The organism is Clostridium frigidicarnis (assembly GCF_900111985.1).
In the GTDB taxonomy this organism is placed as follows: domain Bacteria; phylum Bacillota; class Clostridia; order Clostridiales; family Clostridiaceae; genus Clostridium_Z; species Clostridium_Z frigidicarnis.
Window position 1 is genome coordinate 38,563 of the sequence record NZ_FOKI01000011.1, and the last position, 24,963, is coordinate 63,525.

At 30.7% G+C, this 24,963-nt stretch carries 23 protein-coding genes and 2 pseudogenes; all 25 read right to left on the bottom strand.

Annotated elements, in window-relative coordinates; translation table 11 throughout:
• Positions 1 to 105: 105 nt before the first annotated feature.
• Positions 106 to 1,794: an acetyl-CoA carboxylase, carboxyltransferase subunit beta gene (accD, locus tag BM119_RS08555; RefSeq protein ID WP_090040594.1), complete on the bottom strand. Its 1,689-nt coding sequence runs from the start codon at positions 1,792 to 1,794 to the stop codon at positions 106 to 108.
• Positions 1,795 to 1,811: 17 nt separating this feature from the next.
• Entirely contained in the window at positions 1,812 to 2,630 is an 819-nt protein-coding gene (locus tag BM119_RS08560) for a thioesterase II family protein (RefSeq protein WP_090040596.1), read from the bottom strand.
• 17 nt (positions 2,631 to 2,647) lie between these two features.
• Positions 2,648 to 3,343 carry a 4'-phosphopantetheinyl transferase family protein gene (locus tag BM119_RS08565; RefSeq protein WP_090040598.1) on the bottom strand — a complete coding sequence of 232 codons (696 nt, stop codon included), beginning with the start codon at positions 3,341 to 3,343 and terminating at the stop codon, positions 2,648 to 2,650.
• Positions 3,344 to 4,460: 1,117 nt separating this feature from the next.
• Complete coding sequence (locus BM119_RS08570) at positions 4,461 to 5,204, bottom strand: ABC transporter permease (protein WP_090040600.1); 744 nt, start codon at positions 5,202 to 5,204, stop codon at positions 4,461 to 4,463.
• Positions 5,197 to 6,117, bottom strand: a complete 921-nt coding sequence (locus BM119_RS08575) for an ABC transporter ATP-binding protein (RefSeq protein ID WP_090040602.1) — start codon at positions 6,115 to 6,117, stop codon at positions 5,197 to 5,199. The genes BM119_RS08570 and BM119_RS08575 overlap by 8 nt, the downstream gene beginning before the upstream one ends.
• A gap of 184 nt (positions 6,118 to 6,301) precedes the next feature.
• Positions 6,302 to 7,105 carry a sensor histidine kinase gene (locus BM119_RS08580; protein ID WP_177199364.1) on the bottom strand — a complete coding sequence of 268 codons (804 nt, stop codon included), beginning with the start codon at positions 7,103 to 7,105 and terminating at the stop codon, positions 6,302 to 6,304.
• Between the two features lie 147 nt (positions 7,106 to 7,252).
• Positions 7,253 to 7,954 carry a response regulator transcription factor gene (locus BM119_RS08585; protein ID WP_177199369.1) on the bottom strand — a complete coding sequence of 234 codons (702 nt, stop codon included), beginning with the start codon at positions 7,952 to 7,954 and terminating at the stop codon, positions 7,253 to 7,255.
• A gap of 259 nt (positions 7,955 to 8,213) precedes the next feature.
• Positions 8,214 to 8,423 carry a hypothetical protein gene (locus BM119_RS08590; RefSeq protein ID WP_177199365.1) on the bottom strand — a complete coding sequence of 70 codons (210 nt, stop codon included), beginning with the start codon at positions 8,421 to 8,423 and terminating at the stop codon, positions 8,214 to 8,216.
• Positions 8,424 to 8,463: 40 nt separating this feature from the next.
• Entirely contained in the window at positions 8,464 to 8,976 is a 513-nt protein-coding gene (locus BM119_RS08595) for a hypothetical protein (RefSeq protein ID WP_090040606.1), read from the bottom strand.
• Complete coding sequence (locus BM119_RS08600) at positions 8,976 to 10,004, bottom strand: AAA family ATPase (protein ID WP_090040607.1); 1,029 nt, start codon at positions 10,002 to 10,004, stop codon at positions 8,976 to 8,978. The genes BM119_RS08595 and BM119_RS08600 overlap by 1 nt, the downstream gene beginning before the upstream one ends.
• A gap of 145 nt (positions 10,005 to 10,149) precedes the next feature.
• Positions 10,150 to 10,290, bottom strand: coding sequence for a hypothetical protein (locus BM119_RS19825; protein ID WP_177199362.1), 141 nt, complete (start codon positions 10,288 to 10,290; stop codon positions 10,150 to 10,152).
• Between the two features lie 151 nt (positions 10,291 to 10,441).
• On the bottom strand, positions 10,442 to 10,591 hold the full coding sequence (locus tag BM119_RS20580) for a helix-turn-helix domain-containing protein (protein WP_090040730.1): 150 nt from the start codon (positions 10,589 to 10,591) through the stop codon (positions 10,442 to 10,444).
• A 298-nt stretch (positions 10,592 to 10,889) separates the two neighbouring features.
• The gene (locus BM119_RS08610; protein WP_090040608.1) at positions 10,890 to 11,777 is read right to left on the bottom strand and encodes a GNAT family N-acetyltransferase; all 888 of its coding nucleotides are present in this window, start codon (positions 11,775 to 11,777) and stop codon (positions 10,890 to 10,892) included.
• A gap of 209 nt (positions 11,778 to 11,986) precedes the next feature.
• A complete protein-coding gene (rfbC, locus tag BM119_RS08615; RefSeq protein ID WP_090040610.1) occupies positions 11,987 to 12,559 on the bottom strand; it encodes a dTDP-4-dehydrorhamnose 3,5-epimerase in 573 nt (190 codons plus the stop codon).
• A gap of 342 nt (positions 12,560 to 12,901) precedes the next feature.
• Positions 12,902 to 14,695 carry an oleate hydratase gene (locus tag BM119_RS08620; RefSeq protein WP_090040612.1) on the bottom strand — a complete coding sequence of 598 codons (1,794 nt, stop codon included), beginning with the start codon at positions 14,693 to 14,695 and terminating at the stop codon, positions 12,902 to 12,904.
• A 314-nt stretch (positions 14,696 to 15,009) separates the two neighbouring features.
• Entirely contained in the window at positions 15,010 to 15,567 is a 558-nt protein-coding gene (locus BM119_RS08625) for a TetR-like C-terminal domain-containing protein (RefSeq protein ID WP_090040614.1), read from the bottom strand.
• Positions 15,568 to 15,992: 425 nt separating this feature from the next.
• Positions 15,993 to 16,310, bottom strand: a pseudogene (locus tag BM119_RS08635) (PcfB family protein); the annotation flags it as partial.
• A 156-nt stretch (positions 16,311 to 16,466) separates the two neighbouring features.
• Positions 16,467 to 17,378, bottom strand: a complete 912-nt coding sequence (locus tag BM119_RS08640) for a DUF6017 domain-containing protein (protein ID WP_090040616.1) — start codon at positions 17,376 to 17,378, stop codon at positions 16,467 to 16,469.
• Between the two features lie 33 nt (positions 17,379 to 17,411).
• Positions 17,412 to 18,344 carry a ParB/RepB/Spo0J family partition protein gene (locus BM119_RS08645; RefSeq protein ID WP_090040618.1) on the bottom strand — a complete coding sequence of 311 codons (933 nt, stop codon included), beginning with the start codon at positions 18,342 to 18,344 and terminating at the stop codon, positions 17,412 to 17,414.
• A pseudogene (locus tag BM119_RS08650) lies at positions 18,301 to 19,122 on the bottom strand (ParA family protein). The gene BM119_RS08645 and the pseudogene BM119_RS08650 overlap by 44 nt, the downstream one beginning before the upstream one ends.
• Positions 19,123 to 19,596: 474 nt before the next feature.
• The gene (locus BM119_RS08655) at positions 19,597 to 20,538 is read right to left on the bottom strand and encodes a Kiwa anti-phage protein KwaB-like domain-containing protein (protein WP_090040620.1); all 942 of its coding nucleotides are present in this window, start codon (positions 20,536 to 20,538) and stop codon (positions 19,597 to 19,599) included.
• A gap of 2 nt (positions 20,539 to 20,540) precedes the next feature.
• Positions 20,541 to 21,173 carry a hypothetical protein gene (locus BM119_RS08660; protein WP_242948380.1) on the bottom strand — a complete coding sequence of 211 codons (633 nt, stop codon included), beginning with the start codon at positions 21,171 to 21,173 and terminating at the stop codon, positions 20,541 to 20,543.
• A gap of 47 nt (positions 21,174 to 21,220) precedes the next feature.
• Entirely contained in the window at positions 21,221 to 23,140 is a 1,920-nt protein-coding gene (locus BM119_RS08665; RefSeq protein ID WP_090040622.1) for a DUF3732 domain-containing protein, read from the bottom strand.
• Positions 23,140 to 23,628: a three component ABC system middle component gene (locus tag BM119_RS08670; protein WP_090040624.1), complete on the bottom strand. Its 489-nt coding sequence runs from the start codon at positions 23,626 to 23,628 to the stop codon at positions 23,140 to 23,142. Before BM119_RS08670 ends, BM119_RS08665 begins: the two co-directional genes overlap by 1 nt.
• Positions 23,629 to 23,632: 4 nt before the next feature.
• Entirely contained in the window at positions 23,633 to 24,817 is a 1,185-nt protein-coding gene (locus tag BM119_RS08675) for an ABC-three component system protein (RefSeq protein ID WP_090040626.1), read from the bottom strand.
• Positions 24,818 to 24,963: the final 146 nt, after the last annotated feature.

Below are 24,963 nucleotides of genomic sequence, written 5' to 3' on the forward strand. Positions count from 1 at the left end.
AATTATTCTGAAAGTTTTCGTTGATTTTTCCATATCACAATTATCACTTTGAATTTAATTTTTTTACCTAGGTTAATTTCTCATCACCCATAAAACCTACTATATCTATTCTTTAATTTTTTCTGCTGCAATTTGTTGTAACCCTTCATTTCTATTCGTTTCAATATTACCTATTGATCTTATTTTAAAATGCCTGTTATTAATTAAGTCTGATTTATCATAACTCATAAGTTCTAAAAACTTTATATATATAGTTTCTTTCATGTCTTTAATAAATTTATTTCTGCTCTCTTCTTTATCGGTAGGCTCTGGCAATATACAATCTATTATTCCGAAATTTAGAATATCACTTGCAGTAAGCTTTAAATGTGCAGCTATTTCCTCTGCTTTTTTTGAGTCTCTATGTATGATTGCTGCTCCTGCTTCTGGTGAAATAACAGAATATGTTGCATTTTCTAACATATACACATAATCACCATTGCTTATAGCTAATGCTCCTCCGCTTCCACCTTCTCCATGTATTATGGTTATGATAGGAACTCTTATACTAGATATTTCCATAAGGCACCTTGCAATAGCTTCTCCTTGTCCTCTCTCCTCAGCTTCAACATCGCAAGCAGCTCCTGGAGTATCTATAAAACAAAGAATAGGCCTATTAAACTTTTCTGCCTGCTTCATAAGTCTCAATGCCTTTCTATAACCTTCTGGATGTGCACTTCCAAAATTCCTATCAATATTATCCTTTATATTCCTCCCCCTTGCTGTACCTACAATTGTTATTGGCAGATCTTTAAGATACCCTATACCACATATAAATGCCTTGTCATCTTTGAACTTTCTATCACCTTTAAGCTCTATAAAACCTGTAATTAACATATTTATATAATCCTTAAGCCTTATCCTTTCAAGCTTTCTTGCTGCTTTTACTTTTTGCCATGGTGTAAGTTTATCATGGCTTGATTTATAAGATAAGTTCTGATCATATTTTTGCATTTTAGGATATTTTAAATCCACTCTATTTAAGTCATTTTTATGAAACTTTAAAATATATGCCAACGAATTTCTTAAATCTCGTCTATCAATAATACAATCAATAAATCCATGATTTATCATAAATTCTGAGGTTTGAAATTCTTTAGATAGCTGCTGCCTTATCGTCTGCTCTATAACCCTTCTTCCTGCAAACCCTATATTTGCATTTGGTTCTGCAATTATTATATCTCCAAGAGTTGCAATGCTAGCAGTTACACCTCCAAATGTAGGATCAGTAATAACACTTATAAATAAAAGGCCTTTGTCATTGTGCTTTTTTATGGCAGTTGCAACTTTACTCATCTGATATACAGCTATTGTTCCTTCTTGAATCCTAACCCCTCCAGATCCAGTAAATATTACTATGGCTTCATTATTTTCAGTTGCCCTTTCTATTACTCTAGTTATCTTCTCACCTTCTACAATTCCCATTGACCCCATCAAAAATCTATAATCCATTATTGCAAAATAAACTGGATTAGCATTTATTGTTCCATACCCAGTAACAACTGCACTATTGCTTTTTAACTCTTTTCGCAACTCATCAATTTTTTTACTATATGTAGGAAAGTTCAGTGGATTGTTGCAATACATTTCTGTATCAAAATATTTAACTGATTCTGTATCAAAAATATTTTTTATTCTGGTGTTAATATCTAATTTAAAATGTTGTCCACAAATTTTACATACATTTAAATTTTCTTCCATATCATTACTATACATATGATTTTTACAATTGAAACACAATATTCCATCAACCATTTTACTATCTCCATATACTAATTTTTTTGATTTTGATTAGTTAATATTCCGCCAGTATAATCACATATACTCTTTTGTGGATATATTAACTTATAGTAGTTCTTATTATTCTCACTCATTTCCGTTCCCCTTTTGATACTTTTTTGCTTAATTAATGTACAATTTATAACATTAATTATGTTTTCAACATTATTATTTATAAAAAAATGATTGCCTTCGAAATTATAAACTTTAAAACCATTATCTACATGATTTTTCCAAGCTAGTATTTCTTCTAAATTTATAGAATCTTGTTTTCCATTTAAAATTGAAACATCACATTCAATTTTATCTTCTCTTTCTTTATAGTTATAATTTTCTAGAATCTTAAAATCACTTCGAATTACAGGAAGAAATATTTCAAGTAGCTCTTTATTTTTCATTAACTCTTCTGGCGTACCACCAAGTTCAATTACTTTTTTCATAAAATCATAATCAGGTAAAGTGTATGTATTTTCTTTTCTTCTTATAATACTTGGTGCTTTATAACCCGAAAAAAATATATGTCTGGGCTTTCTAAGCTTTTGCTCCTTTATTTTATAATATAATTCGTAGGCTAAAAGGCTTCCCATACTGTGACCATAAATAGCATAATCATCATTCATTATTTTATCTTTAATATTTCTCAATATATCTTCTACAGCTTCATCTAATGTTTCATAAAAAATCTCACTATATCTTTTCCCTCTTCCTTTAAGTTCTATTGATTCTAGCTGTATCGAAGGATTTAAATACTTTTTCCATTTATAATATATAACTTCCGACCCACCTGCATATGGTAAACAAAATAATATCATTGAAATATCTCCCCTACTTACTCAAGATTAAATCTAATATATTTATTAATTAAACTGTTCTGCTCTAATCGTATTATGTTATTAGAAATCTCTTTATTTAATGAACATACAGCTATTTTATAACCTAACTCTATATCAAATAACTTAAAAGTATGTTCCTTATATTCATTATTGCTAACCACTTTAATATTTTCATCTTTCTCTACTTCAATAGAAAATGACTTTAATGGTATTGATAGTCCTTGTCCACAACATTTAATATAACTTTCTTTCAAAGTCCATATTTCATAAAACTTACTTAAGCAAATATCTGAATCATTTTTAATAATATAATTAAATTCACTTATAGTGAAAAAACTTTTAGCTATCTCTTCATACTCAATATATTTTACTTCTTCAACATCAATTCCTATAGGCTTATCATCAATTGCACCTACTACAAACTCCCCAGAATGAGATATATTGAAATTGAACTTTGGATACTCTTTCAGATATGGTTTCCCATATTTATTTTTCTCAAATGTTATATTTTTAATACCCAATTCCTGAACAATTATAACCCTTATCAATATTTCACCAATTAATGCTCTAACTTTATCTTTTTTATTAATAAATTTTTCAATTTTACATTTTTTCTCTAAATCAATCAATAAACATAACTTATTTAACTTTTCTTCGCTAATATCTAAGATTCTCACAGCATAAATTTTCATAAAGTACCTCATTATATATATATTTACAAAAATAATATATTTTTGCTACTTCTATTAAATTTATTATATACCATTCCCACGAATTATGTTGTCATTTTATGTATGTTAATCGCCTTTTTTTGACGACAGCTTATTTCCTTTTTTTGAATTTTATAAATAATATTATTCTCGTTTTTTATTTTTCCACTATTTTTTTAATTGAATTTTATCATTGTACAAAATTTCAGTTTTCGAACTATTTTTATACTTATTTTTAAATAAATACTAAACATTATATAGCCAACAATACAAAATATTCTTTATATTAGTTTTATATAATATATAACATTCATTATCTCTATAAGTATCAAGCTATATAATTCAAATAAAATGCATACCCACACTCATGATGTTTAGAATTTTAGAACCTTACGTTTAAGTTAGTTTTATTTTCTCTTCTTCATTATTGCATTAAATTAAAACTCCTTTTTAAGAAAAAAACTCCTAAGGCAATCTCAGAAGTTATCTTTAATATGTTTCTTTTTTATAGATTTGATATATTTTAATTATTTATTTCTATATTATTAGCCATAATCTAATACACTCTGTTTTAGCATTCGGTATTATTTTAAAATCTATAAAGCCATGAATTACATTCTGATGACTTTATCAACACGCCATAATATGGAATCTCAACCCCTGGTAAATCCTCCATTTTGCTAAAACTTTTAACCTTCCCCTCCATGTATTCCTAGCCTTTTCACCAGATATATTAATCGAAATACTAGCTCCTTATTCTCCTAAACAAGTAATAATCTTTGGATTTGCAATAGCAGTTACTGTGTACTTACAAAAAAGTCTCATCAGATTTTAACTCTTAAAATAAAAAAGAGGACTAAGAGATTTCTCCCCAAGTCCTACTTTAATTCAATCATTATTTCAATTAATAAATCTTTATGAACCTATTGTGTTATCAACGTTAATCCTTTCCAAACTATTTTTTAATACTCTTTAGAAGAGAGCTATTGAAAATCTTTATTGATATAAGCTTTATTTGAAAAAAGCACAGATAAATCCCCTATTAAAAATATAAAAGATGTAGTGAAATTACCTATAAACCTATAAGATATTTATATTTTTAGTGTACATCTTCTTTTATATTTTTTATACTTAATATTGTTCCAATGATAAAGGATGCACATAAAACAGTAATACCCAAAGCATAATTTGTATAAGTTCTTCCATCTTCATGAGGACTTAATATAGTTGGAATACTCCATGGAAATAATGTGTTAAATTTTGTGTTTATGACTATAAGGTTAAGGGCAATAGCACTCACTCCAACTATAATTGTTGGAATTATGCTCTTATTATAAATACTTAAAAATGCTAATATTGGAATTAATGCAAAGTGCATAATAGCCATAAATATATAGGTTTTAGAGTAATATAGTAAAATACTAAGAGTTAAAGGTTCATGTTTTATTATCAATCCTAAAAACACTGATACAATAAATGAAGAAATAAGTGTAATAAAAATAAGAATAAACATAACAATAAGTTTGCCAACAAAAAATTGCATTCTACTTATTGGATAAGTAAACATACTGTTTACAGTATTTTCTTGATATTCCCTTGAAAAAATAAATCCTGCTAATATAGAAAAAAGTCCAATCCCAATCAATAAATTAATCATCATTTCAATAAGTGTAAAATAATCTTTCCAAATGACCATAGGGTATTTTTTATTAACTGCATACATTAAAAATATTAATATGTCGGGGCACAAAGAACATAAAGGAATACACCATAAAACTTTACATTTTCTTAATTTAATAAATTCAGTATTAATCACGGTTGGTAAACTTGCTAGTTTATTCATTTATGTCCCCTCCTATTAAACCAATAAAATAATCTTCAAGACTGTCTCTCGCTAAAGATATTTCTTTAACATCAACATTATTTTGTATTAGTATTCTATTGATGTTTAAAGTCCCTGTTAATTTTTCATAAATCTTAATGATGCCTGGTTCTGGAATTATATAATCTGTTATATTAAGTTTTTCTTCTAGCATAAATACTGCTTCTCTATCATTATTAACTTTCAGTTGGATATAATGCCTGTTTTTCTTTTTTAACGTTTGATAGTCTATCTCTTCAAGTAGCTTTCCCTTGTGTATTATTCCTACTTTTGTGGCTAATTGCTGAATCTCACTTAAAATATGACTTGATATCAATACAGTTATCTGCCTCTTCTGTGATAAATCAAGTATAAGTTCACGTATTTCTTTTATTCCCATAGGATCTAAACCATTTGTTGGTTCATCTAACACTAAAAATTCAGGATTATGAAGTAAAGCCCTTGCTATGCCAAGTCTCTGTTTCATACCCAAAGAAAAATCTTTTGTTTTTCTATTACGATAATCAAATAATCCAACTGTTTTTAAAGATTCTTCAATACAATTTTTGCCCGGTACACCCATAAGTTTTCTATGAATATCTAAATTTTCTACTGCAGTTAAATTTTCATAAAAACCAGGGAATTCTATAATAGAACCAACTCTTGCAAAAACCTGCTTTGTATCTTCACTTACCTTTTCTCCAAACAACTCAATACTTCCATCTGTAGGCTTAATTAGTCCCATAATCATTCTCATAGTAGTTGTTTTACCCGCACCATTTTCACCTAAGAATCCATAAATATCTCCTTTTTCAATTGTTATGTTTGCATTATCAACAACTCTATGGTCTTTGTACTGTTTTGTTAGATTATAGGTTTTTAATATACATTCCACTATCCTCTCCCCCTAAAAATAATTTATCATCATGTTCACAGGATACTATCTTAGTTTTACATAACCCTAACAAATACCTTACAAATACCTTAAATTATAAATAGCTAATATCACTAACGTAGTATGCACAAAATAGACTAGCATACTGACTTGTTATTTTTTGAATGTGCCTAAATCCTTCACTTTACATTAGCTGCTTATATAACGGTAACCCAAATGAAAAAGTGGTTTTCTCATTTGGTATGCTTTTGACTAAAACCTTTCCATTTAATCTTTCTATAAGTTTTTTAACTATTGCAAGACCTAACCCGCTTCCACGTAACTTTTCATTTCTTGAAGGTTCTGCCGTATATAATCTATCAAATATATATGGAATATCCTTTTCAGGAATACCAGCTCCCCCATTCCATATCTCTACCCAAACCATAGAGTTTTTCTCTTTCATCATTAAGCCAATTGTTTTTTGTTCTTTTCCATATCTAAGTGCATTAAGTAAAAGATTAGATAGTATTCTATCAATAGCTTTACTATCTCCCCATACAAATAAATCCTTTTCTTGTATCTCAATAATAGGTTCAATATTTTCCTTTACAAATTCCTGATAAAACTCTACTAATGCGTCTTTAACAATATTAGTCAAATTAATTTTTTCTAATTTAATTGGTACATCTTCAGCTTCTATTTTTGAAAGCTGAAAATATTGTTCAAGTAATGAATATAATCTTTGAGCCTTAATATATACTATATCAAGAAAATATTTTCTTTCTTCTTTGTCTAGCGTTGAATCCTTATGTAGTGCTTCTAAATACCCCAGAACAGAAGTTAATGGAGTTCTTAAATCATGTGATATATTAGAAATCATTTTTTTTCTTGATTCTTCAAGATATTCTTTTTTTTCAACAATACGTTGAAATTCATCTATTATAGAATTTAAGTTAACTCCTAAGTTTTGTAACCCCTTATTAGAGGAATATAAACGCAACCTCATATTAAAGTTACCATCTCTTATTTGCTCTAGTGACCTATTAATTTCGTCTATCTGATTAGAAAAATATATATTCTTAAATATTGAAATACAACATACACACATTAAAAAGATTATAAGAATTAACAAATATGTATTCATATTACTACCTTACACCTCGCCTAACTTATAACCTATTCCCCAAACCGTCTTTATATATTTAGAATTAGAGGAACAGCTTTCAATTTTATTTCTGAGACGGCTTATATGTACCATCACAGTATTTTCATCAGTAATATATTCTTCTTTCCAAACAGCATTGAAAAGCTGTGATTTTGTAAATACCTTATTGGGATAAGTCATTAAGAGCTTTAATATTTCAAATTCCTTTGCTGTGAGATTTATATGTCTTTCTCCCACTTTAAGTTCATAAGTATCTAAATTTAATTGAAGCTCCCCATGTTTTAATATTTCAGTTTTTTCAATTTCATTACTGTTATTAAATTGTAAATATCTTCTTAATTGAGCCTTAACCCTTGCTATAACCTCTCCTATATCAAAAGGCTTAACAATATAATCGTCTGCTCCTAATTCAAGTCCAAATATTTTATCTGTCTGTTCATCTTTTGCTGACAAAATTATTACTGGAATTGTACTCTTTTCCCTAATCTTTAGAAGAACCTCTCCGCCATTAAATTTGGGTAACATTAAATCTAATATGACCAATTGATATGTTTTATTTTCAAATTTATTTATAGCTTCCATACCATCAAAACTACAATCCACAATATACCCTTCTTTTCTTAAATAATTTGCAATAAGATAATTAATTTCTTTATCATCTTCAACTACTAAAATACATATATTCTCCATAATACTCCTTCCATCTCCATAGCTTGTATTTATCCCTATATTATCTTTCTTCATAAATATACTATACTACAAAATTACTATAATCTTAATTACCAATATCCAGACTTTCCACTTTTAAGTATATCCATTCCTGTTATTGCACTTAAAAAATTATTCATTTCTTTGATTGATTTTTACTAAAAAAGATTAAAAAATAAGAGGTAAATAACTATCAATGTGATTAGTTATTTACCTCTTACCTATTTTCTACAATTACATTTTAATTAAATGATGAGTTATAATAACTTCTAATAATTGTAGGTAGTGGTTCATAATATGCACTAGAATTATAATCATCAATAATATTACAAATTTTAGCATTATATACTCGTATTAAACCATGAATATAATCCTCATTTGGTTCCAATGTATTTAGCATTAACCTCTTATATACTTTTTCAACTTTAAAAGTTGATAAATAAGTTGTCATACTCCCCTTTAACCCCTATTTTAAAAGATGAATTATTTTGTTATTCATCAGTTTGCTTAACTAAATTATATTCAGCTGCAATTTTATCATTCATTACAATAACATCACTTTTCCAAATAGTATTGTGATATGATAACTTTTCCTTAAGCGCATCTGATAAAGGCATTAACCACTCTATTCTATGACCTTTAATTACAAGAATAAACCTAAATTTAACTTTGCTATTATCTAATTGAAAAAAATTATCATGTATTTCTCCATAATCATTATTCCTATTCAAAACAGCAGAATAATATAAATTAAAAGAATGTATAAACTTCTCATAAATCTCATCTATATACTCATTAAAACGAATAGTATTTTCTTTTACTGGTCTTGGTGAACTTGATTTTGCTTCAATAAAACTTAATTGATTTTTATCATTTAATAGAATGAATTCTACAACTTTTATTCCATTTCCTATTTTATTATGCAATTTAGATTTTTCAACTTGAAATATTTTATCATCTTGAAAATCACCAAAAGTCATATTAGATTCATTTACTTGAACCACTATTTCATCGCCCTTTCTACTTCATCTTTATAAAGTTGAATGAATGTATCCATAATTGTGTTATTTTTCAAATCTCCAAATTTCACATTATTTTCACATTCTACACCATCATCAGTTTTGTATAATGAGTAATACATAACAACATCATCATCAGAACGTTTAACATCAAAGTATTTTGCAAAAATATAATCATGGGTAGTAATAAAAATTTGGACACCATTTTTTTGTAATTCAAGTAATATTTCTACTAAATTAGGAATAAACTTAGGATTAATATTAGCTTCTGGCTCATCCCATAAAAGAACACTATGGCTAGTTATGTTTTCATTCATTAAGAGTTGCCATAATAATCCTATCTTTTTTAAACCTTCTGCTTCAACTGCAAAATCAACCATATCACCATTATCTTTTTTTATATAAAATTCTTCGTTTTCAAATACTACTTTACCTTTCATCATTTTTTCTAGCATTGGTAAAATCTTTAATGCAATTTTAGGTGGCTGTTTTAATTGCCACTGTCCAGCGACTTTTATAATATCAACCAATGTTTTATCGAATGGAAATTCACTGAATTTATCTGCCATTGATACAAATCCTTTTGAATGTGTAAGCATATCCTTTGCTGGAATAAACGTACATTCAACCTCTTTAGAAGGATATGCAATTTCATATGAACATTCGTCATCACTTCCAGCTGTTGTATTTATTCCATTAACATCAAGTTGTGATTTTCCCATTAAATAATTTTTGTCACACCTATTTTCAATTCCTGAAACTTTTAATTCTAATAACAATGGTTTTAGTTGTCTAACAAAAAAGCGATCATTTATGTTTGCAGCTTTAAAATATTTTGAAATATCATCTATATTTTTACTTTTAGCAATTTGAAGATTTGCATATATTGCTTTAATGAGTTGCGTCTTCCCAGTTCCATTTTCTCCAATTATTACATTTATACCCTTTGAAAAGTCAACTTTTAAATTCTCAAATATAGTAAAATTCTTCAGTTTAATACTCTCAATACTCATAATTTCTCACTCCTAATTACTTTTAAGACCATGTTTTTATATTATACTATCTATGTTTCTATTGTCTTTTTTTACTTTTAATCGTTTTAATAAAACTTAATTAAATCATTCTCCCTTAAATGCCTCTTGCATTAATTAATTGAAGTTATCTTATAATTGAGTTAACCTTAATTTCTAGCTTATCACCAGCATCTACTATTTTTGATAACATAAGTGGAGTTGGAATTTTAAACATAGCATCTCCTATATATTCACTTAAAATCATTGTTTCTTGCTTTTTTATCATGCCAATCACCTGCATTATTTTATAATCTAATTATAACATAAAGGACCTAAAAAATTGTTAAACAACAATTTTTTAGGTCTAATTTTCCGAAAGTCACTTTTTCAGCAGCCTCCTTACATCCATGCTTAGGAGTATTTAAATTAGGACCTGGTCAAACTCTGGAGATTCCCATTTCACGCATGTATCGCTGTACTGTAGGTCTGCTTATATAAAAAAAACCTATATTGTTAAGTATTACACATATGCGTCTAGATCCATAGAAAAGCCAGTGGGCATATATTTCATCAATCTTGTGCTTGATTTTCTATCTCTTATTCTGATACCTTCAAAGATTTTGGCAAGCTTTGAAACTTCTTCATTCTTCCATCTACAGACTTAGTTTAGGTATATATCATGCTCAGATGCAATCTGAGCTATGGACTTTTCTTCTTTTAATATTTGTATTACAACCGTTGCTTTAAATTCACCATTATATGACTTTCTCATATGCTAATTATTCACCTTAAATCTTGCATTTAAACTGTCTAGTTTTTGTTATCCATTATAGATTACACCTAAATTCATAGTTTTATTATAAGTGTCAAATTAGTCATAAACTCTTACAAAGGTAATTTTTTCATTTGTATGTTTTCTGCTAAACTTATAAAACCTAATTCATTATAAAATATTTCTGCATCATTTCCCACTGTAACATTTAGCCTAATAGCTGGATAATTACCAGCTGCTAAATTCAATATCCTTTTCATCATTTTAGTTGCTAATCCTTTTCTTTGAAATTTAGGATGTACAACAAAATCTAATATATAAGGCAATCCATTTACCAATCCGACTATACACGCTGCAATTAACTTTTTTGTTGGAGTATGATAAATTAATGTAGACCAATCATTAGGCACATTCATACATCTTATATGGTCAAAATACACATTTACACTTGAAACTTGAAAATCATAAGATTGAGATGAAATGTATGAAAAGTTACTCTTGCTATATGTTTCATAATATAGCTGTGCCATATCTTCTGAATGTTCTATTTTAGGATTTATTACTTTATATTCTTCTTCCCAATCTACATCAAATGTATTTGTTGCACAAACCATAAGTTTATTAATTATCTTAAGCTTATACCCAAAACTTTCATAATCCTTAATTGATTTTAAATCAGCATCAGAAACTTCGATATCTTCATTCCTGTCAGATATGGAATCAACATATAAACTTAATTTCTCAATCAATATTCTTTTATTATTGAATGGTGGTATGACAAATACACATTTAAGCATATTAGGTTTTATAAAAGCTCCACCTATTCTTTTATTATCTTTTATTACCCAATAACAGAAATCTACTTTTTTATAGCGATCAATTTCACCTTGAAAACTTAATGGCATCCACTCATTAAAATTACTCAATCTATAAATAGCATGATATCTTCCCCATTCTTCTGAATCGGCCTCACAAACTGTATATTCTTCTAAATTGCACATAAAAATTCCTCTCTCTCAATCATTTTATTATTTTTTCCTGAAATACCTTACCTAAAGGTAGCACGCAATTATGTACAAACATTCAGCTAATATATGTAAATATTTTGTCAATCTCTGAGTGGTTCTCAACAATGTTGATACAATTCTTATGCATGAATTTCTGCTATTCATACACTGCTGCACGGCAATTTTCAATTGGAATTTGATACTTATTTTCTTTTAGGTTTTAATGATATTCCTTTACTAAAAGCGGGATGATTACTATCTTTTTCAGATGTTATAATTTTCATTCCTTCTGGAATTGGCCAGTCAACCCCTATTTTTTTATCATTCCAAGGAATACCACTTTCATCTTCTGGATGATAATAGTCAGATAACTTATAAGCAAATTCAGCCGTATCAGAAAGGACTAAGAAACCATGTGCAAACCCTTCTGGAACATATAACATATTTTTCTTTTCAGCTGATAAAACAACACCAAACCATTTACCATATGTTTTAGATCCTTCACGAATATCAACTGCCACATCAAAAACTTCACCACTTGTGACACGTACTAGTTTTCCTTGCTGATATGTTTTTTGAAAATGTAATCCTCTAAGAACACCTTTTTTAGACATTGATTGATTTTCTTGAACAAATTCCATATCAAGTCCAGCTTCTTTAAAATCTTTAGAATTGTATGTCTCTAAATTATAACCTCTTTCATCTGAAAATATTTTAGGCTCTATAGTATAAAGTCCTTCTATATCCAAACATTTTTCAAACTTGAATTGTCCCATTTTCAACCTCCATATATTGAATTAAATCACTTTTTACAAATTGTAATTTGTTGAACTGAGCTACAATTCAAACAATTTATAAGTATTATACAAAATACTTCCATATATGTCAATTTACAAAATATTTTACTTGACAGTCCCTGACTTTGCATTTCTTCTATAGTCGGAATACAACCTTGCTTGAGATTTATTTGCTTTTTCACAGAAGTTTCCTCCTTTGCATGATGTTCTATCATATTATTAATATACCAGGTAGCCATATGAGTATTAACTACAATAAATTAAAATCCCGATTTTTTTAAAATTCGGGATTTCAATCAAATTATCTAACTGTAAATGTCATTAAATAATTCCATATTCTTTTAATAACTTTTCAATGTCTGTTCCTGCTACTTGTTTTAAAACTTTACGTTTAGCCATTGGTGGTAAATCAAGTTTTGGTTTTTCTCCATCTAATAAACATACACCTGCATTTAATAAATAGCGGATATCATATCTTGAAGAAAATACCTCAGGAACTCCTTTTTCAACTCCAGTTAAAACATATACTGCTTCCATAGCTGTGCGTCCTGAGTATTCTATAGTAAATACAGTATCACGGCCTGGATCATCCAATGTTTCAGCAAATTGTCCAAGGAAAGCAAAGTTTACTGCATTCTTTGGTACAACATATGGACGATCTCCAGCTGCACGAGGCATAAATTGAGATGTGATAAATGGCATCATAACAGGAACTGCACTGCATGACCCTGCTAATTCTTCAATTTTATCTGTCGGAACACCTATATGATATAACCATTCTTTTGTGATTTCCTTACCAGTACAATCTCTCATAGGTTTTTTAATATAATCTCCAGGAACATCAGAGAATAAACCATATACCCAAACTAGAACATCTTTTTCTGGTTGTCCATAATATTGTTCTTGACGGTTTATTGTCCAACTCATCAACCATGAAGAATCAAGAGCTGTAACTATTCCGCCTGTTACAGTGCGTCCGCCGTATGGTGAACGTTTTGTGATCTTTTCAATGTACTCAGGAACACGTTCATCATGACAAGTTACTGTACAGGATTCCCAATTAGATTTTTCTGTATCTGTACAGAATTTATCTGGATTTCCAAATTCATCTGATTGAGCTGCTATATTCCTCCATAGGTTCCAGCATCCTTCTGGCTCTCTATTAAATGGTGCAGGAGTATTGTCATCACCATATCCTGAACCTTCAGTCATAGAACCATTAGTGATAAATACTAAGTCATTTTCTGTTAAATCAATAGAGATATCTTTTCCAGTTTTATCTGTTGCAACTATTTTCTTTGCAACCTTTTTATCATCTGAGATTGAGAATTCAACGTTATTAACAGTAACTCCATATTCAAATTTAGCACCATGGTCTTCTAAATATTTAACCATAGGTTTTACAAATGAAGTGAATTGATCATGTTTTGAAAATTGTAAAGCAGAAAGATTTGGAAGTCCCCCAACATGGTGAATGAAACGATTCATATATAATTTCATTTCTAAAGCACTATGCCAATTTTCAAAAGCAAACATTGTTCTCCAGTATGTCCAGAAATCAGTGTTTAAAAGTTCTTCAGAGAAAATATCTTCAATAGATTTATTTTCAAGTTCTTCATCTGTTATATTTACAAAAGCAGCTAATTCTTTTGCCAAGTCTTGACCCAAATTGAATTTTCCATTGTCATAACGCTCACCTTGACTTTTAGTAATACGACAATTGCTAAAGTTTGGATCATCGTAGTTTGTATAATAAAAATGATCTAAAACAGTCATATTAGGGTCTTCTGTAGATGGTAATGAACTAAATAAGCCCCATAAAACCTCAAAATGGTGACCCATTTCACGCCCACCACGTGCTACATAATCCACATTTTGACGAACCTCTCCGTCCAAAGAGCCACCAGGAATGTCTAATTGTTCTAAGAAGGTAATCTTGCTGCCATCCATGTGAGCATCACGAATTAAAAAACAACCAGCAGCTAAAGCACCAATTCCAGTACCAATTAAATAAGCTTTTTTACCTTCAATTCCTTTAGGCTTTCTTGCATTTACTAAAGCATGATAACTTCCATTTGTAAGGGTAAGTCTATCATCATGTGTTTTTAATTTCATTATTATCTCCCTCTTTCTTAATTTCTTAATAGTTTTCCAAATCCTATTATTATATTTAGAGTGCTTCTATATTCACTCTACTAGCATGTCCATATATTGTAATAAATAATAAGTCCTCCCTTAAATTTGTGGATACTTATTATCTGTAAGATCTCTATAAATCTATAATATAGTTTTTTTGTGTCTTTTTCATTAGATAAACAAACTGCGGTGTTCGAATTTCGAACACCGCAGTTTGTTTATCTAATTTTTAGGCATTGAGGTTAAAATGTCTGATAAAAAAGAAATCTCCATATTGCTTTTTACTAGACATTTTAACCAGCACTTCGCTTAAGGGATAGCTCAATGTTTCCATCGAAGAGCTGCCCGATTCGTCTGATTATAGTATCAGGGTCTTCCTTCATTCCAGAAGCAATCCAGCGTAGTACCATTTCAGTGAGGGCACACTGATAAAAGGAAGCAATCAGTTTTCTATCTCCCGAAGAAGCTGAGATACCGTCACTTACCTTTTCAATATACCGAATCATGACATTTCCTGATACATTGTATATATAGTTCACTAATTCTTCTCTCTGCATGGAATTATATACATGATAAATAGCTGTTTTGTTTTCTAAAGCAAATTTAGTAGCCACAATAAAACTCTCCTCCCAGGAGAGTGTATCATTATATTCATCAATGACTGTCTGAAGTTCTGTTTGGAAGATCTCTGACAGAAGTGCATATACATCTGTGTAGTAATAATAAAAAGTATTTCTGTTGATCTCACATACTGTAGCAATATCCTTAACTGTGATTTTGTTAAGTGGACGTTCATTCAGCATCTTTATGAATACCTCATGAATCATTTTTCTAGTATATTGCTGTGCCAAGTCACCACCTCCTTAATACTTTATCTGTATTCAAAATTATAACACATGGTAAGTTATTTTCAAATAATTCATCATCATACGATTTATTATAATTCTCACTCCTTTAAAAAACCGCTGTCATCTAATCTATCAATACAACCACACACTTAAGCCCCTTGGTATATTTCCTCTCACAGAAAAATAAGGATTTCAAAGCATATTATCTACCAGCCAACATCTAGCAAAATTGATGCAATGCTCAGAAGTCCTTATTTACTGACTTTTCTGTCCTACTTATTTTAGCTCTTCTCTATCCTCACCACAGACTCCACATGCGTTGACTGCTAACGGTAGATAAATTCAAATATGTATGTAGCGAAGTTTATTTTATAATTAGACTATATTTAAAAACAGTGTTGATAATATTACAATTTTTAAAGGAAGCCATCTCTTCCCTTGAAAAACACAAGGTATTTAGGTGGTGTTGCAGTTTTATCTTTTTTAAGTGCAAAGTCAACGCCGTATTTTCTCGCCACTTTCTCAAAACTTTTGATGTTTTTCTCTGTAATTTCAATATTGTTCAGGCCTTGATTTTACTTGGCAAGGGCTTTTACACTCTGTTTTCCATGAGGGATTTTAGGGCTATCCCGACTTTTCTTTTGTGCCTCCAAAAATTTGTGTATAGCTTCTTTCAGCACACGTGCCGTCATTTTTGTGGTATTAATAGCCAACGTAACTGACCTATTTTCTATATCTTCCTGCATAAAAACTTGCCTCCTTTCGTAGTGTCTTAATATGACTTCTAAGGTGGAACAACCAATCGTCTAAGTAATTTTTTCTGTACCAACATGATCTCCTTTCTAATTTAAGGTATAAAAAATACGCCTTGAACCTCTGTTAACGAACAGTGTCATAGCGTATCAGGGCCTTCTACTAAAATCGTGATTCACAAGAGCTGCATAGTAATTTCCAATCGTTGATGGAGCATTAAATAATGTTGCTAACAGGTACCTTTTAATGTTCCGAATATAAGTGGTCGTCTTTTCAAGGCAATCAAATACATACTGAATATGCATACTGTCTATTCTCAGCAACTTTTCTTTCACAAGTTGTGCTGGATACTCATCGCCTGCAATATTAATGGTTTCCTTTGTGGAACATAGTATCTCTACCATCAGATCAATAATTTCATCTAACCGTTCATGGTCAAAACATTCTCTTATAATTTCGTATTCTAGATTCTCCAAAATCAATTCTTTTACTTCTTCTATACTCTCACATCCAATCGTATCGTATCCCATCTTTTTTTGTTTCACATCTTTTAATGCATATGGATTTGATGGATAAGGATTTGATCTATCTCTATTTAATAAATCAATATTTTCTAAATTAGTTTTTGATGTATTAGTATTTAATTGATTAGGTTTTTCCAAGACAGACTCACCCTGTTTTAGTTCTTCCTGCATAGGGTTTTCCTGTTCTGATTTTCCCAAGATTGGCTTTTCCTGTTTTGGTAAAAAATCTTTATTCTCAATATTTTGTGGTTGCTCCAATATCGTATATTCAGTACTAGTAAGTTGCCCTCTTTCATTTCGTATACGCTTTCGGATGACATAGCCACTTGCTTCAAGTTCTTTAACCGTAGCACTTATGCTATCAATTCCATCTTTACATATCCTAGAAAGCCCCTTCGTAGTGTAGTCCCAGTTCTCAGGTAAGGATAGCATAAGGGATAATAAACCTTTTGCTTTAAGAGATAGACCCGTATTTCTCAAATGATGATTTGCCATAACTGTATAATCCTTCGTCTTTTCAATCCTAAACACCGCCATAACTATCACTCCCTTTCTTATTTGAATTATTTATCATTCTTGTTGTTGCATTCTCTTTTTGTGCCAGCTTTCAAGTAACTTAATAATAGTAGATTCCATCTGTTGAGGTGTATAGCTTTTAGGAAAATACTTTTTGATTTTATCACCGGTAAGTGTTACCTTCTCTATTTCACCTTTCTTCTCTTCACTCATAATAGCACCCATAACATCAAGTGTTAATTTATCTTGAGCACTAAATTTTTTAAGTCTTTGTGCCTGTGAAAGAGATGGTGTTGCCTGTTCCATATCCATAGCTTCAAGCAAATCTTTTTGTTCCTCTTCTTTTAGATAAGATAACTCAACAGCAGGATTAAAAGCTATTTTCTTTTCATCTACAATTGTAAGTAATTCTGGTATAAGCTCGGTAAGACGAATATAACGATGTACTTGGTTACGACTTGAACCCGCCTGTTCTGCTACTAGATCAACAGATTTTTTACCGTTTAACTTGTGCCCAACTTGGGTACAAGTTAAATCTAACCTTGATCCTTGTCTTTTAATAGCTTCTAATTTCAACTTAAAGGCAAAGGCACGTTCACTTGGTAAGATACTTTCTCTCTGCAAGTTACTATCAACCATAATAATGGTTGCGGCATCATCGTCAATGTTACGGATAATGACTGGCATAGTAGAAATTTCAGCCAATTCACAGGCTCTTTTTCGTCGGTGCCCTGACACAAGTTCATATCCTCCCTCCTTACGAGGACGCGCAATAGCGGGCACAAGTACACCATACTGTTTTACACTTTCATCAGTATCAAACATCGCTTCATTGTCAACCACCTTAAAAGGATGATCTTTGAATGGAAATAATTCTATTAATGATACATCTATCACTTTTTCTCTGTTTTCATCAGCTCTACTTTCCGCTGTAGAAAATAACTCATCTACCGATGTCAGCCTTATGTTTTTGACGGAGCTTTTCAATTTTCAACACCTCCTTTGTAAGATTTCTGTACGCATCTGCTACTTTTCCTTTTGGATCATGAGAAAAAATACTTTTGCCCTCTGCACTACTTTCAGCAGCTCTTATAGAATGTGGAATATTTGTCCCAAATACATTAATACTGCTACCATAGGTTTCTCTAAGCAAAGAACATATATCTTTTGTAAAGTTAGTTCTACTGTCTACCATCGTTAGCAGAATTCCATCTATCTTTAGTTTTGGATTTATCTGCTTATGCACTTTGCCTATTGTGTGTAAAAGCTATTCTAAGCCTTTGGCTGATAAATATTGTGCTTGTACTGGAATAATTACACTATCTACAGCAGCAAGGGCATTGATTGTGAGCATACCAAGAGAAGGCATACAGTCAAGTAGGATAAAATCATACTGTTTTTTGACCGTATCAAGGTATTGTTTTAATATGCTTTCTCTGCTCATTATATTAACGAGAGATACTTCCATACCTGATAACTCAATATTAGCTGGAAGCAAATCAACCCCCTCTGTATGAGTTAATATACCTTCTTTGTTATTAAGGGGAGTGTCGGTAATTACCTTTCCCATAATTGTGGCAAGAGTTGTGGACAGTATGTCCGGCTGTGAGTTTCCCAAACTAATAGATAAGCTACCTTGAGGGTCACAATCCACAAGTAGGACTTTCTTCCCCTCCTGTGCAAGTCCTATACCTAAATTGGTACATGTAGTTGTTTTGCCAACACCACCTTTTTGGTTGGCAATGGCGATTACTTTAGCATTCAATTCTATTCCTCCTTTCAGATTTAGGGTATAAAAAAGGAGTTAGCTATATAAACTAACTCTTATCTTTAAGTACCTATTTAATTACAATATAAAAAGTATCCTACTCAATGACCAAACTACTTTTTATAATCATACTTATCCAATTATATATCTGATTTTACTCCTACAAGTGATGCTATATATATTTAAGACCATATTTATCTTCAATCTACCCTCTTTCCTTTTATAGATAACTATTTCTCTTTACCTGTATTCTTCCTCTTTTTCAGGGATTTTACCGTTACCCTCTCAAAGCTCAAATCTACTATATTAATATATATGAATACACTTTTATAAATAAAAATCTCCTAGATATTATAAGTTAAAACATTTCTCTACAAAATATCAACATATAATCCTGTTACTTACAGATTTTGCGCAACTAACGTTGTAACTATATAATCTTATACAATACCTATAAGGCTTATCCTATGATTATCCATTAACTATATTTAATCTTGTTATTGTGCTTGCTTCAAGAACTTCCTTTGTCTCAGAATCTTGAAATACTTTATAACATAAGTATCGAATCAAAAGTGATGCATCATCTGAAGAATTAATAATGAACTCTCCTCTTTCATTTAATTTTAAATTTAGGATTTCTGCGACCTTCTTTCGGTTGCTATTATCTTTAATACGATTAACTCGCTCTTCTTTTAACGTGATAAACGTCTTGGCCGATTTATATTGCGAAGCATAAGCTTTAAAATCATCTACATTTGAAATAGCCTCAGCACCTATAATCTCATCGATTGCAGCAATTTTAACTTTAGCCATTGTCTTTTCAAGGTCAAACAAAGTCTCAAAAGTATGATTGAATGTATACATTGTTCCGTCAATGACGATAAAATCTACGGTTAGGTATAACCTACAAATATCATCAGTAATCAGATCTAATTCATCATTAGCTGCAGTACTAAAAATAACTGACTTTCTATTTGTTAGTTTTGTAATAGGATTAGCACCCTTGATAAAGGTAACTGATTTTAATTCTTGATTAGTAGGTTGTCCTACTAAAATATACCCATTCAATTTACCTTCGATCTTATCATCTGAAGATGTAATAACAGAATTAACAAAGTTATTCCATTGAGCAGATATAAGTGGATTGTTTAATGATAGTTTATCACAAGTTATTTTAGTATTTTCACCATCATATTCTTGTACTTGGCTTATTGAATCAATTTGATATTTGCTGGTTGCAGACAATAAATTTGATGCATATGTAGACAAATAATTTGGATTTCTAAAGCGAACCTTGTAGGTCTTATAAGGCTGTTGCTTAGAACGCCTATCTATCTTAAAGAAATATAGCATCCACACATATTCGTTTATTCTCATTGATTCGCACATGTTTTTCAAAATGACTTTACTCATATTTATCCCTCCTTATTTATTTGTATATAGATATAATTGTCGAAATCCCAATATGAGATTTCATTATCCTCACAAAGTGTCAAGTCATCCTCGCTAATAATTAAGCTATCACAATAGATGTGTTTCCTATTCATAACATCACACTCAATGTCGCAGGTATACATTTTATATCCCTTAAATTCTAAAAGAATATTGGTGTAGATATTGTTATTTCTAATACAAAGAATAGCTAGTACTACAAAGTAGATAATAAACAGCACTATTTTTTGTAAATTGCTAAAATCAAATGCTATCATGGGCAGAATATAAGCAAGGAGAAACTCTGATGACAGTTTGTTAGCTTTTCTTGCTTTAATTATCTTTCCCTTTGGATTATTCCCAGAAAATTTGCAATCACTTAAAAAAGAATTGATTCCTCTTATGCTTATCAAAACAATTATTACTATAACCACAACACTTATGACTTGTAGCATGCTAGTTTCAAAGCAGGAAGAAATATTAGAATAGAAGGTCTTATCTATATTCCATACTTCAACTGACTGTTTTATTAAATCCCAGATATCCACCACAATTATTGAAAACCACAGAGGAATAAATGAGGTTACAAACATATCCCATCTAAATTTTCTCCACAAATGCCATCCCTCCTACTTATTTATCTACATCTTTTCTTGGATCAAAATTACTGTTCTTTATACCATTCTTCAGGTATCAAGTTATCAGATCCCCACCAATTTTCAATAACAGCATTCTTAAAATCTTCATCTGCTATATCAGCGTGGTCTACTATAATTACCTGTAAATGTTGATTTGATTGAGCTATCCTATCTATAATAAATCTATATAGGCTATTTACCATGGCCCAATCAGTTTTTTCTTCATCATGCTCTGAAGGAAAATATACCTGTGATGGTTGATCTATGAATAAAAATCTTGGAACCGGCCTATTAGCACTTATGAAATATTTTTGCAATGCAAAATATGTAATTAGGTGAACCCCTACCCAGTTAGATCCACTTCCAAGTTGTTTTAATGGCACAGGACGATCTGGCTTATCCACTACAACTGTTGCCTTATTCATATCTAGCCTATAAGGATTTTCACAGTGTTCTAAATCTAAAATTTTTGCCCATTCGCTCATATCCACTGAAATACGTGATAATGCAGACTGTTTACGATCTTCCAAATCATCTACATTAAGCAGTGTATTAATTTCCTCTAATCGTTGCTCATAGCCCTTTATAGTATTTTCACGATTTCCAGAACTCTGATCGTTACTCACACTTTCAAGCCATAAACTGATACGTCCAACAACCTTAGCTCGTCTTGTATTCAAATCCTTTAGCTGTTGTGCTGAGACATTTTGCAAATAAATACCCTCTATTTCAGCTTTAAAATTTCTTATCTCTTCTCTTAAATGTTGACGACTAGATTCCAATTCATCAATATATTTTCTCAACTTTGGCCTTTCCCGACTAACATTGGCAATGCTTAAATCTAGATTAATAATAGCTTTTTTCATCATTTCTATTTCAGGAATAGGAGTTTCAAGAGTTCCTGAACAAAATGGACATGCATTTGGATTAAAATCTATCTGTTCAAAAAGCCCTATGGATTCAAGGCGAGCTTTTTGATGTCCAACCTCTTTTGTATAACCTAATGCTTCACCTGCAAAAACCTTGGCATTATCAATATTATGGTTCACTTCTTCTAGTTCTTCCAATTTCTCATTTAAAACTGCCTGCAAATAACTTAATCTATTCATGCCCGTATCAACGATTGTAATGGCCTGCCACGTTCTATCAATAGTAGATAAGCATTCGAATATAGTATCATAGTCATTTAAATTCACTGTCTCTGATGGATTAAGAATACCTACTTGTTTTGCTTCGGCTATAAGAGAAATAGCTCTAGCCATTCCTCCACCTTGAAGCGAACGTTCTTCTTCTAATCGTCTCTTTTCTGTTACAATTTTTCTCTTTAATAATATTCGTTCGTGCTCGAGTGCTAATGTATCCTCACTTACTATACCTAGAAAATACGGAAGAGTATCTTTAATTGCTTGGGTTATAAAATCATCTGACTGCTTATGGAAAAGAAAATTTTTGGCTGCAATTTCATCTTGATTTTGAAAACAATAATATAACGAATGTCTAATGTTTGCAGCTAAAGCATTCCGTGTTTGTCCCTCAGGTGGTATATTAAGATTTTCTCCAATTCCTAATCGTCTTGATAGTGTTTCCTCTAATCCTGCCACATTTTCATTAGATGAAAAATCACATTTACAAGGCGAGATGATATCTTTGCCGATTTCGACGTAACAATACGAAGTAGTCTGTTGCCCTTGCTCTGGATTCTTACGTGCAACAAATACGCGTTCATCATCAAATTGTAATAATAATCCATACCAAGCTGTATGATCTCGTACTACTCCATCAGCAATATTACAGGAGTCACCTCCAAGGCAATAATCTATAATATCCCCTACAGCAGATTTTCCGGACTTTGATTTACCACAAATAACGTTAAGTTTACCAAGGTTAAATGGTATGGTTCTTTTTTGTCCTTTTTTTCCATATATAATAAGTTCTAGAATTTGCATTAAGGTGTCACCCCCAAACTAATATAAATTGTTTCTGTTTTACCCGCAGTAGCAAACCACTTTGCCACATTACCGCTTTTAAGTATACATTCTCTCACTTCCTCATCAATATATTTAGTTTTACTTAGAGCTTTCTGTGTTTTTACTGTTTCGATTTCCCCATTGACGTTGAGCATCAAGAAATTTGTTTGAAACAAAAATTCCATTGCTTCATTCGTAATACCAACAAGTTCTTTTGCTCTAACGTGAAAGTCAATTAGCAAATGAGGATATCGTTGTATCCAAACCAACAACTGAGTTCTGCTAGAAATAAGTTCCCTAGTCTTTTTATGTAATATAAGGGGTAAAATTAAATAGACTAACGGAACTGGAAATGCCCTCTTTGAGGCTATTTCATATTCCTTGACAGTGTTATAAATGATTCTTCCACAAAAAGCTGGATTCAATAAATATGCTACTTCTTTTGCTCTTTCGTTCCATTCTTTCATATCCTCACCTCTGTTCCAATAGATGTTTTAATCGTTCCATAAAATCATTATGCCATCCTACTTTCAAATTGTTTGATAACATATGATACGAACCTCGCATGACAAAAGCATCACTACACTTAGTTCTAATACGAATATCTTGCTTTTCTATTTCTGACAATAGTTCTTTTCCTTTTGCTCTTTTTCTATTTTCAGTAAGCTCTTCTCCGTATTCAGTCAAATCATCCTGTACCGAGTAAAATGCGTGTTCCCACTCATAGATGAGCCGTTCTTCATATTTATCTAATTCATTAAGATACAACAAATCATTTCTAATCCAGTTAGCTCTCTGTTGAAACGCACGATAATAATCTCTTAGACAAATCTGAATTCTATTATTCCCCAATCCAATTAACTTCAATTGTTCGTAAAAAATCCTATCCTCTGATGAAATATCATCCTCACTTATTCCATCAAAAATAAAATCATCGATTGGCAAGTTATCGTAAGCATATTCTTGAGCCAAAGTGACTATAAAAGATCGAATCTGGTTCTGTGAAAAGAATACTGGCTGTTCTGAGCAAAGAGCCTCAATCGACTTCTTAAACCACCACCCTTCTAATCGTTCCAAAACTAATGATTCATATTGGGGAAGGCTTGCATATTTAATCTCGGATTTAATATCATTTTCTACATCAATGATATTACAAGCTTTATCAATAATGTAAACACTTTTAAGAAGTACTTTGGCTTGCTCTTCCCCTAAAGATTTGAAAGCTCTATAATATGCCTTATGTGCTTCATTTGTCGATGTTTCACTAACACTTTTCAACCTCTGATAAGCCATATTTATATCTCGATCTTCAGTTTCTTTTAATAAATAAGCTGCAGAGTCAGAGGGTGCTTTAGCGGTAGTAATTATAAGGAACTTTGTTTTTATTGGCAGGTCAGGTATCTCTATAATTGAATCAATCCATACTTTTAATGTTCTCCACAAATCGGTACTGGAATCTGTAAGGTTCCCATGATTTTTTACATGATGCTTAAGTTGAATCAATACTTCTGGAGCATCATCTTTATGAAACGATACATCATCAAATTTTTCTATGCTAATTTGCGCTGATTCATCAGGATTTTGTAATAATAAATTTAAAGCATAACGTACTTGGTATATATAACCTATCATTTGCTCCGTTGCTTGATGTGACATATAATTCCCTCCTCATCCATAATATTTTTGTAATACCTGTAAATACCTAAATCTGTTTCACAAATATCCCTCAAAATAATTTATATAGATGCTAACTAATATTTCACCCTAAAGTCTAATCGTTTTTGTACATTGCTTAGTCCCTG

Excerpts from the sequence above, each read along its gene's own strand:
- accD (WP_090040594.1), bottom strand. The coding sequence starts at position 1,794 with ATGGTTGATGGAATATTGTGTTTCAATTGTAAAAATCATATGTATAGT.
- BM119_RS08560 (WP_090040596.1), bottom strand. The coding sequence starts at position 2,630 with ATGATATTATTTTGTTTACCATATGCAGGTGGGTCGGAAGTTATATAT.
- BM119_RS08565 (WP_090040598.1), bottom strand. The coding sequence starts at position 3,343 with ATGAAAATTTATGCTGTGAGAATCTTAGATATTAGCGAAGAAAAGTTA.
- BM119_RS08570 (WP_090040600.1), bottom strand. The coding sequence starts at position 5,204 with ATGAATAAACTAGCAAGTTTACCAACCGTGATTAATACTGAATTTATT.
- BM119_RS08580 (WP_177199364.1), bottom strand. The coding sequence starts at position 7,105 with ATGAGGTTGCGTTTATATTCCTCTAATAAGGGGTTACAAAACTTAGGA.
- BM119_RS08585 (WP_177199369.1), bottom strand. The coding sequence starts at position 7,954 with ATGGAGAATATATGTATTTTAGTAGTTGAAGATGATAAAGAAATTAAT.
- BM119_RS08590 (WP_177199365.1), bottom strand. The coding sequence starts at position 8,423 with ATGACAACTTATTTATCAACTTTTAAAGTTGAAAAAGTATATAAGAGG.
- BM119_RS08600 (WP_090040607.1), bottom strand. The coding sequence starts at position 10,004 with ATGAGTATTGAGAGTATTAAACTGAAGAATTTTACTATATTTGAGAAT.
- BM119_RS19825 (WP_177199362.1), bottom strand. The coding sequence starts at position 10,290 with ATGATAAAAAAGCAAGAAACAATGATTTTAAGTGAATATATAGGAGAT.
- BM119_RS08610 (WP_090040608.1), bottom strand. The coding sequence starts at position 11,777 with ATGTGCAATTTAGAAGAATATACAGTTTGTGAGGCCGATTCAGAAGAA.
- rfbC (WP_090040610.1), bottom strand. The coding sequence starts at position 12,559 with ATGGGACAATTCAAGTTTGAAAAATGTTTGGATATAGAAGGACTTTAT.
- BM119_RS08620 (WP_090040612.1), bottom strand. The coding sequence starts at position 14,695 with ATGAAATTAAAAACACATGATGATAGACTTACCCTTACAAATGGAAGT.
- BM119_RS08640 (WP_090040616.1), bottom strand. The coding sequence starts at position 17,378 with ATGGCGGTGTTTAGGATTGAAAAGACGAAGGATTATACAGTTATGGCA.
- BM119_RS08655 (WP_090040620.1), bottom strand. The coding sequence starts at position 20,538 with ATGAGTAAAGTCATTTTGAAAAACATGTGCGAATCAATGAGAATAAAC.
- BM119_RS08665 (WP_090040622.1), bottom strand. The coding sequence starts at position 23,140 with ATGCAAATTCTAGAACTTATTATATATGGAAAAAAAGGACAAAAAAGA.
- BM119_RS08670 (WP_090040624.1), bottom strand. The coding sequence starts at position 23,628 with ATGAAAGAATGGAACGAAAGAGCAAAAGAAGTAGCATATTTATTGAAT.
- BM119_RS08675 (WP_090040626.1), bottom strand. The coding sequence starts at position 24,817 with ATGTCACATCAAGCAACGGAGCAAATGATAGGTTATATATACCAAGTA.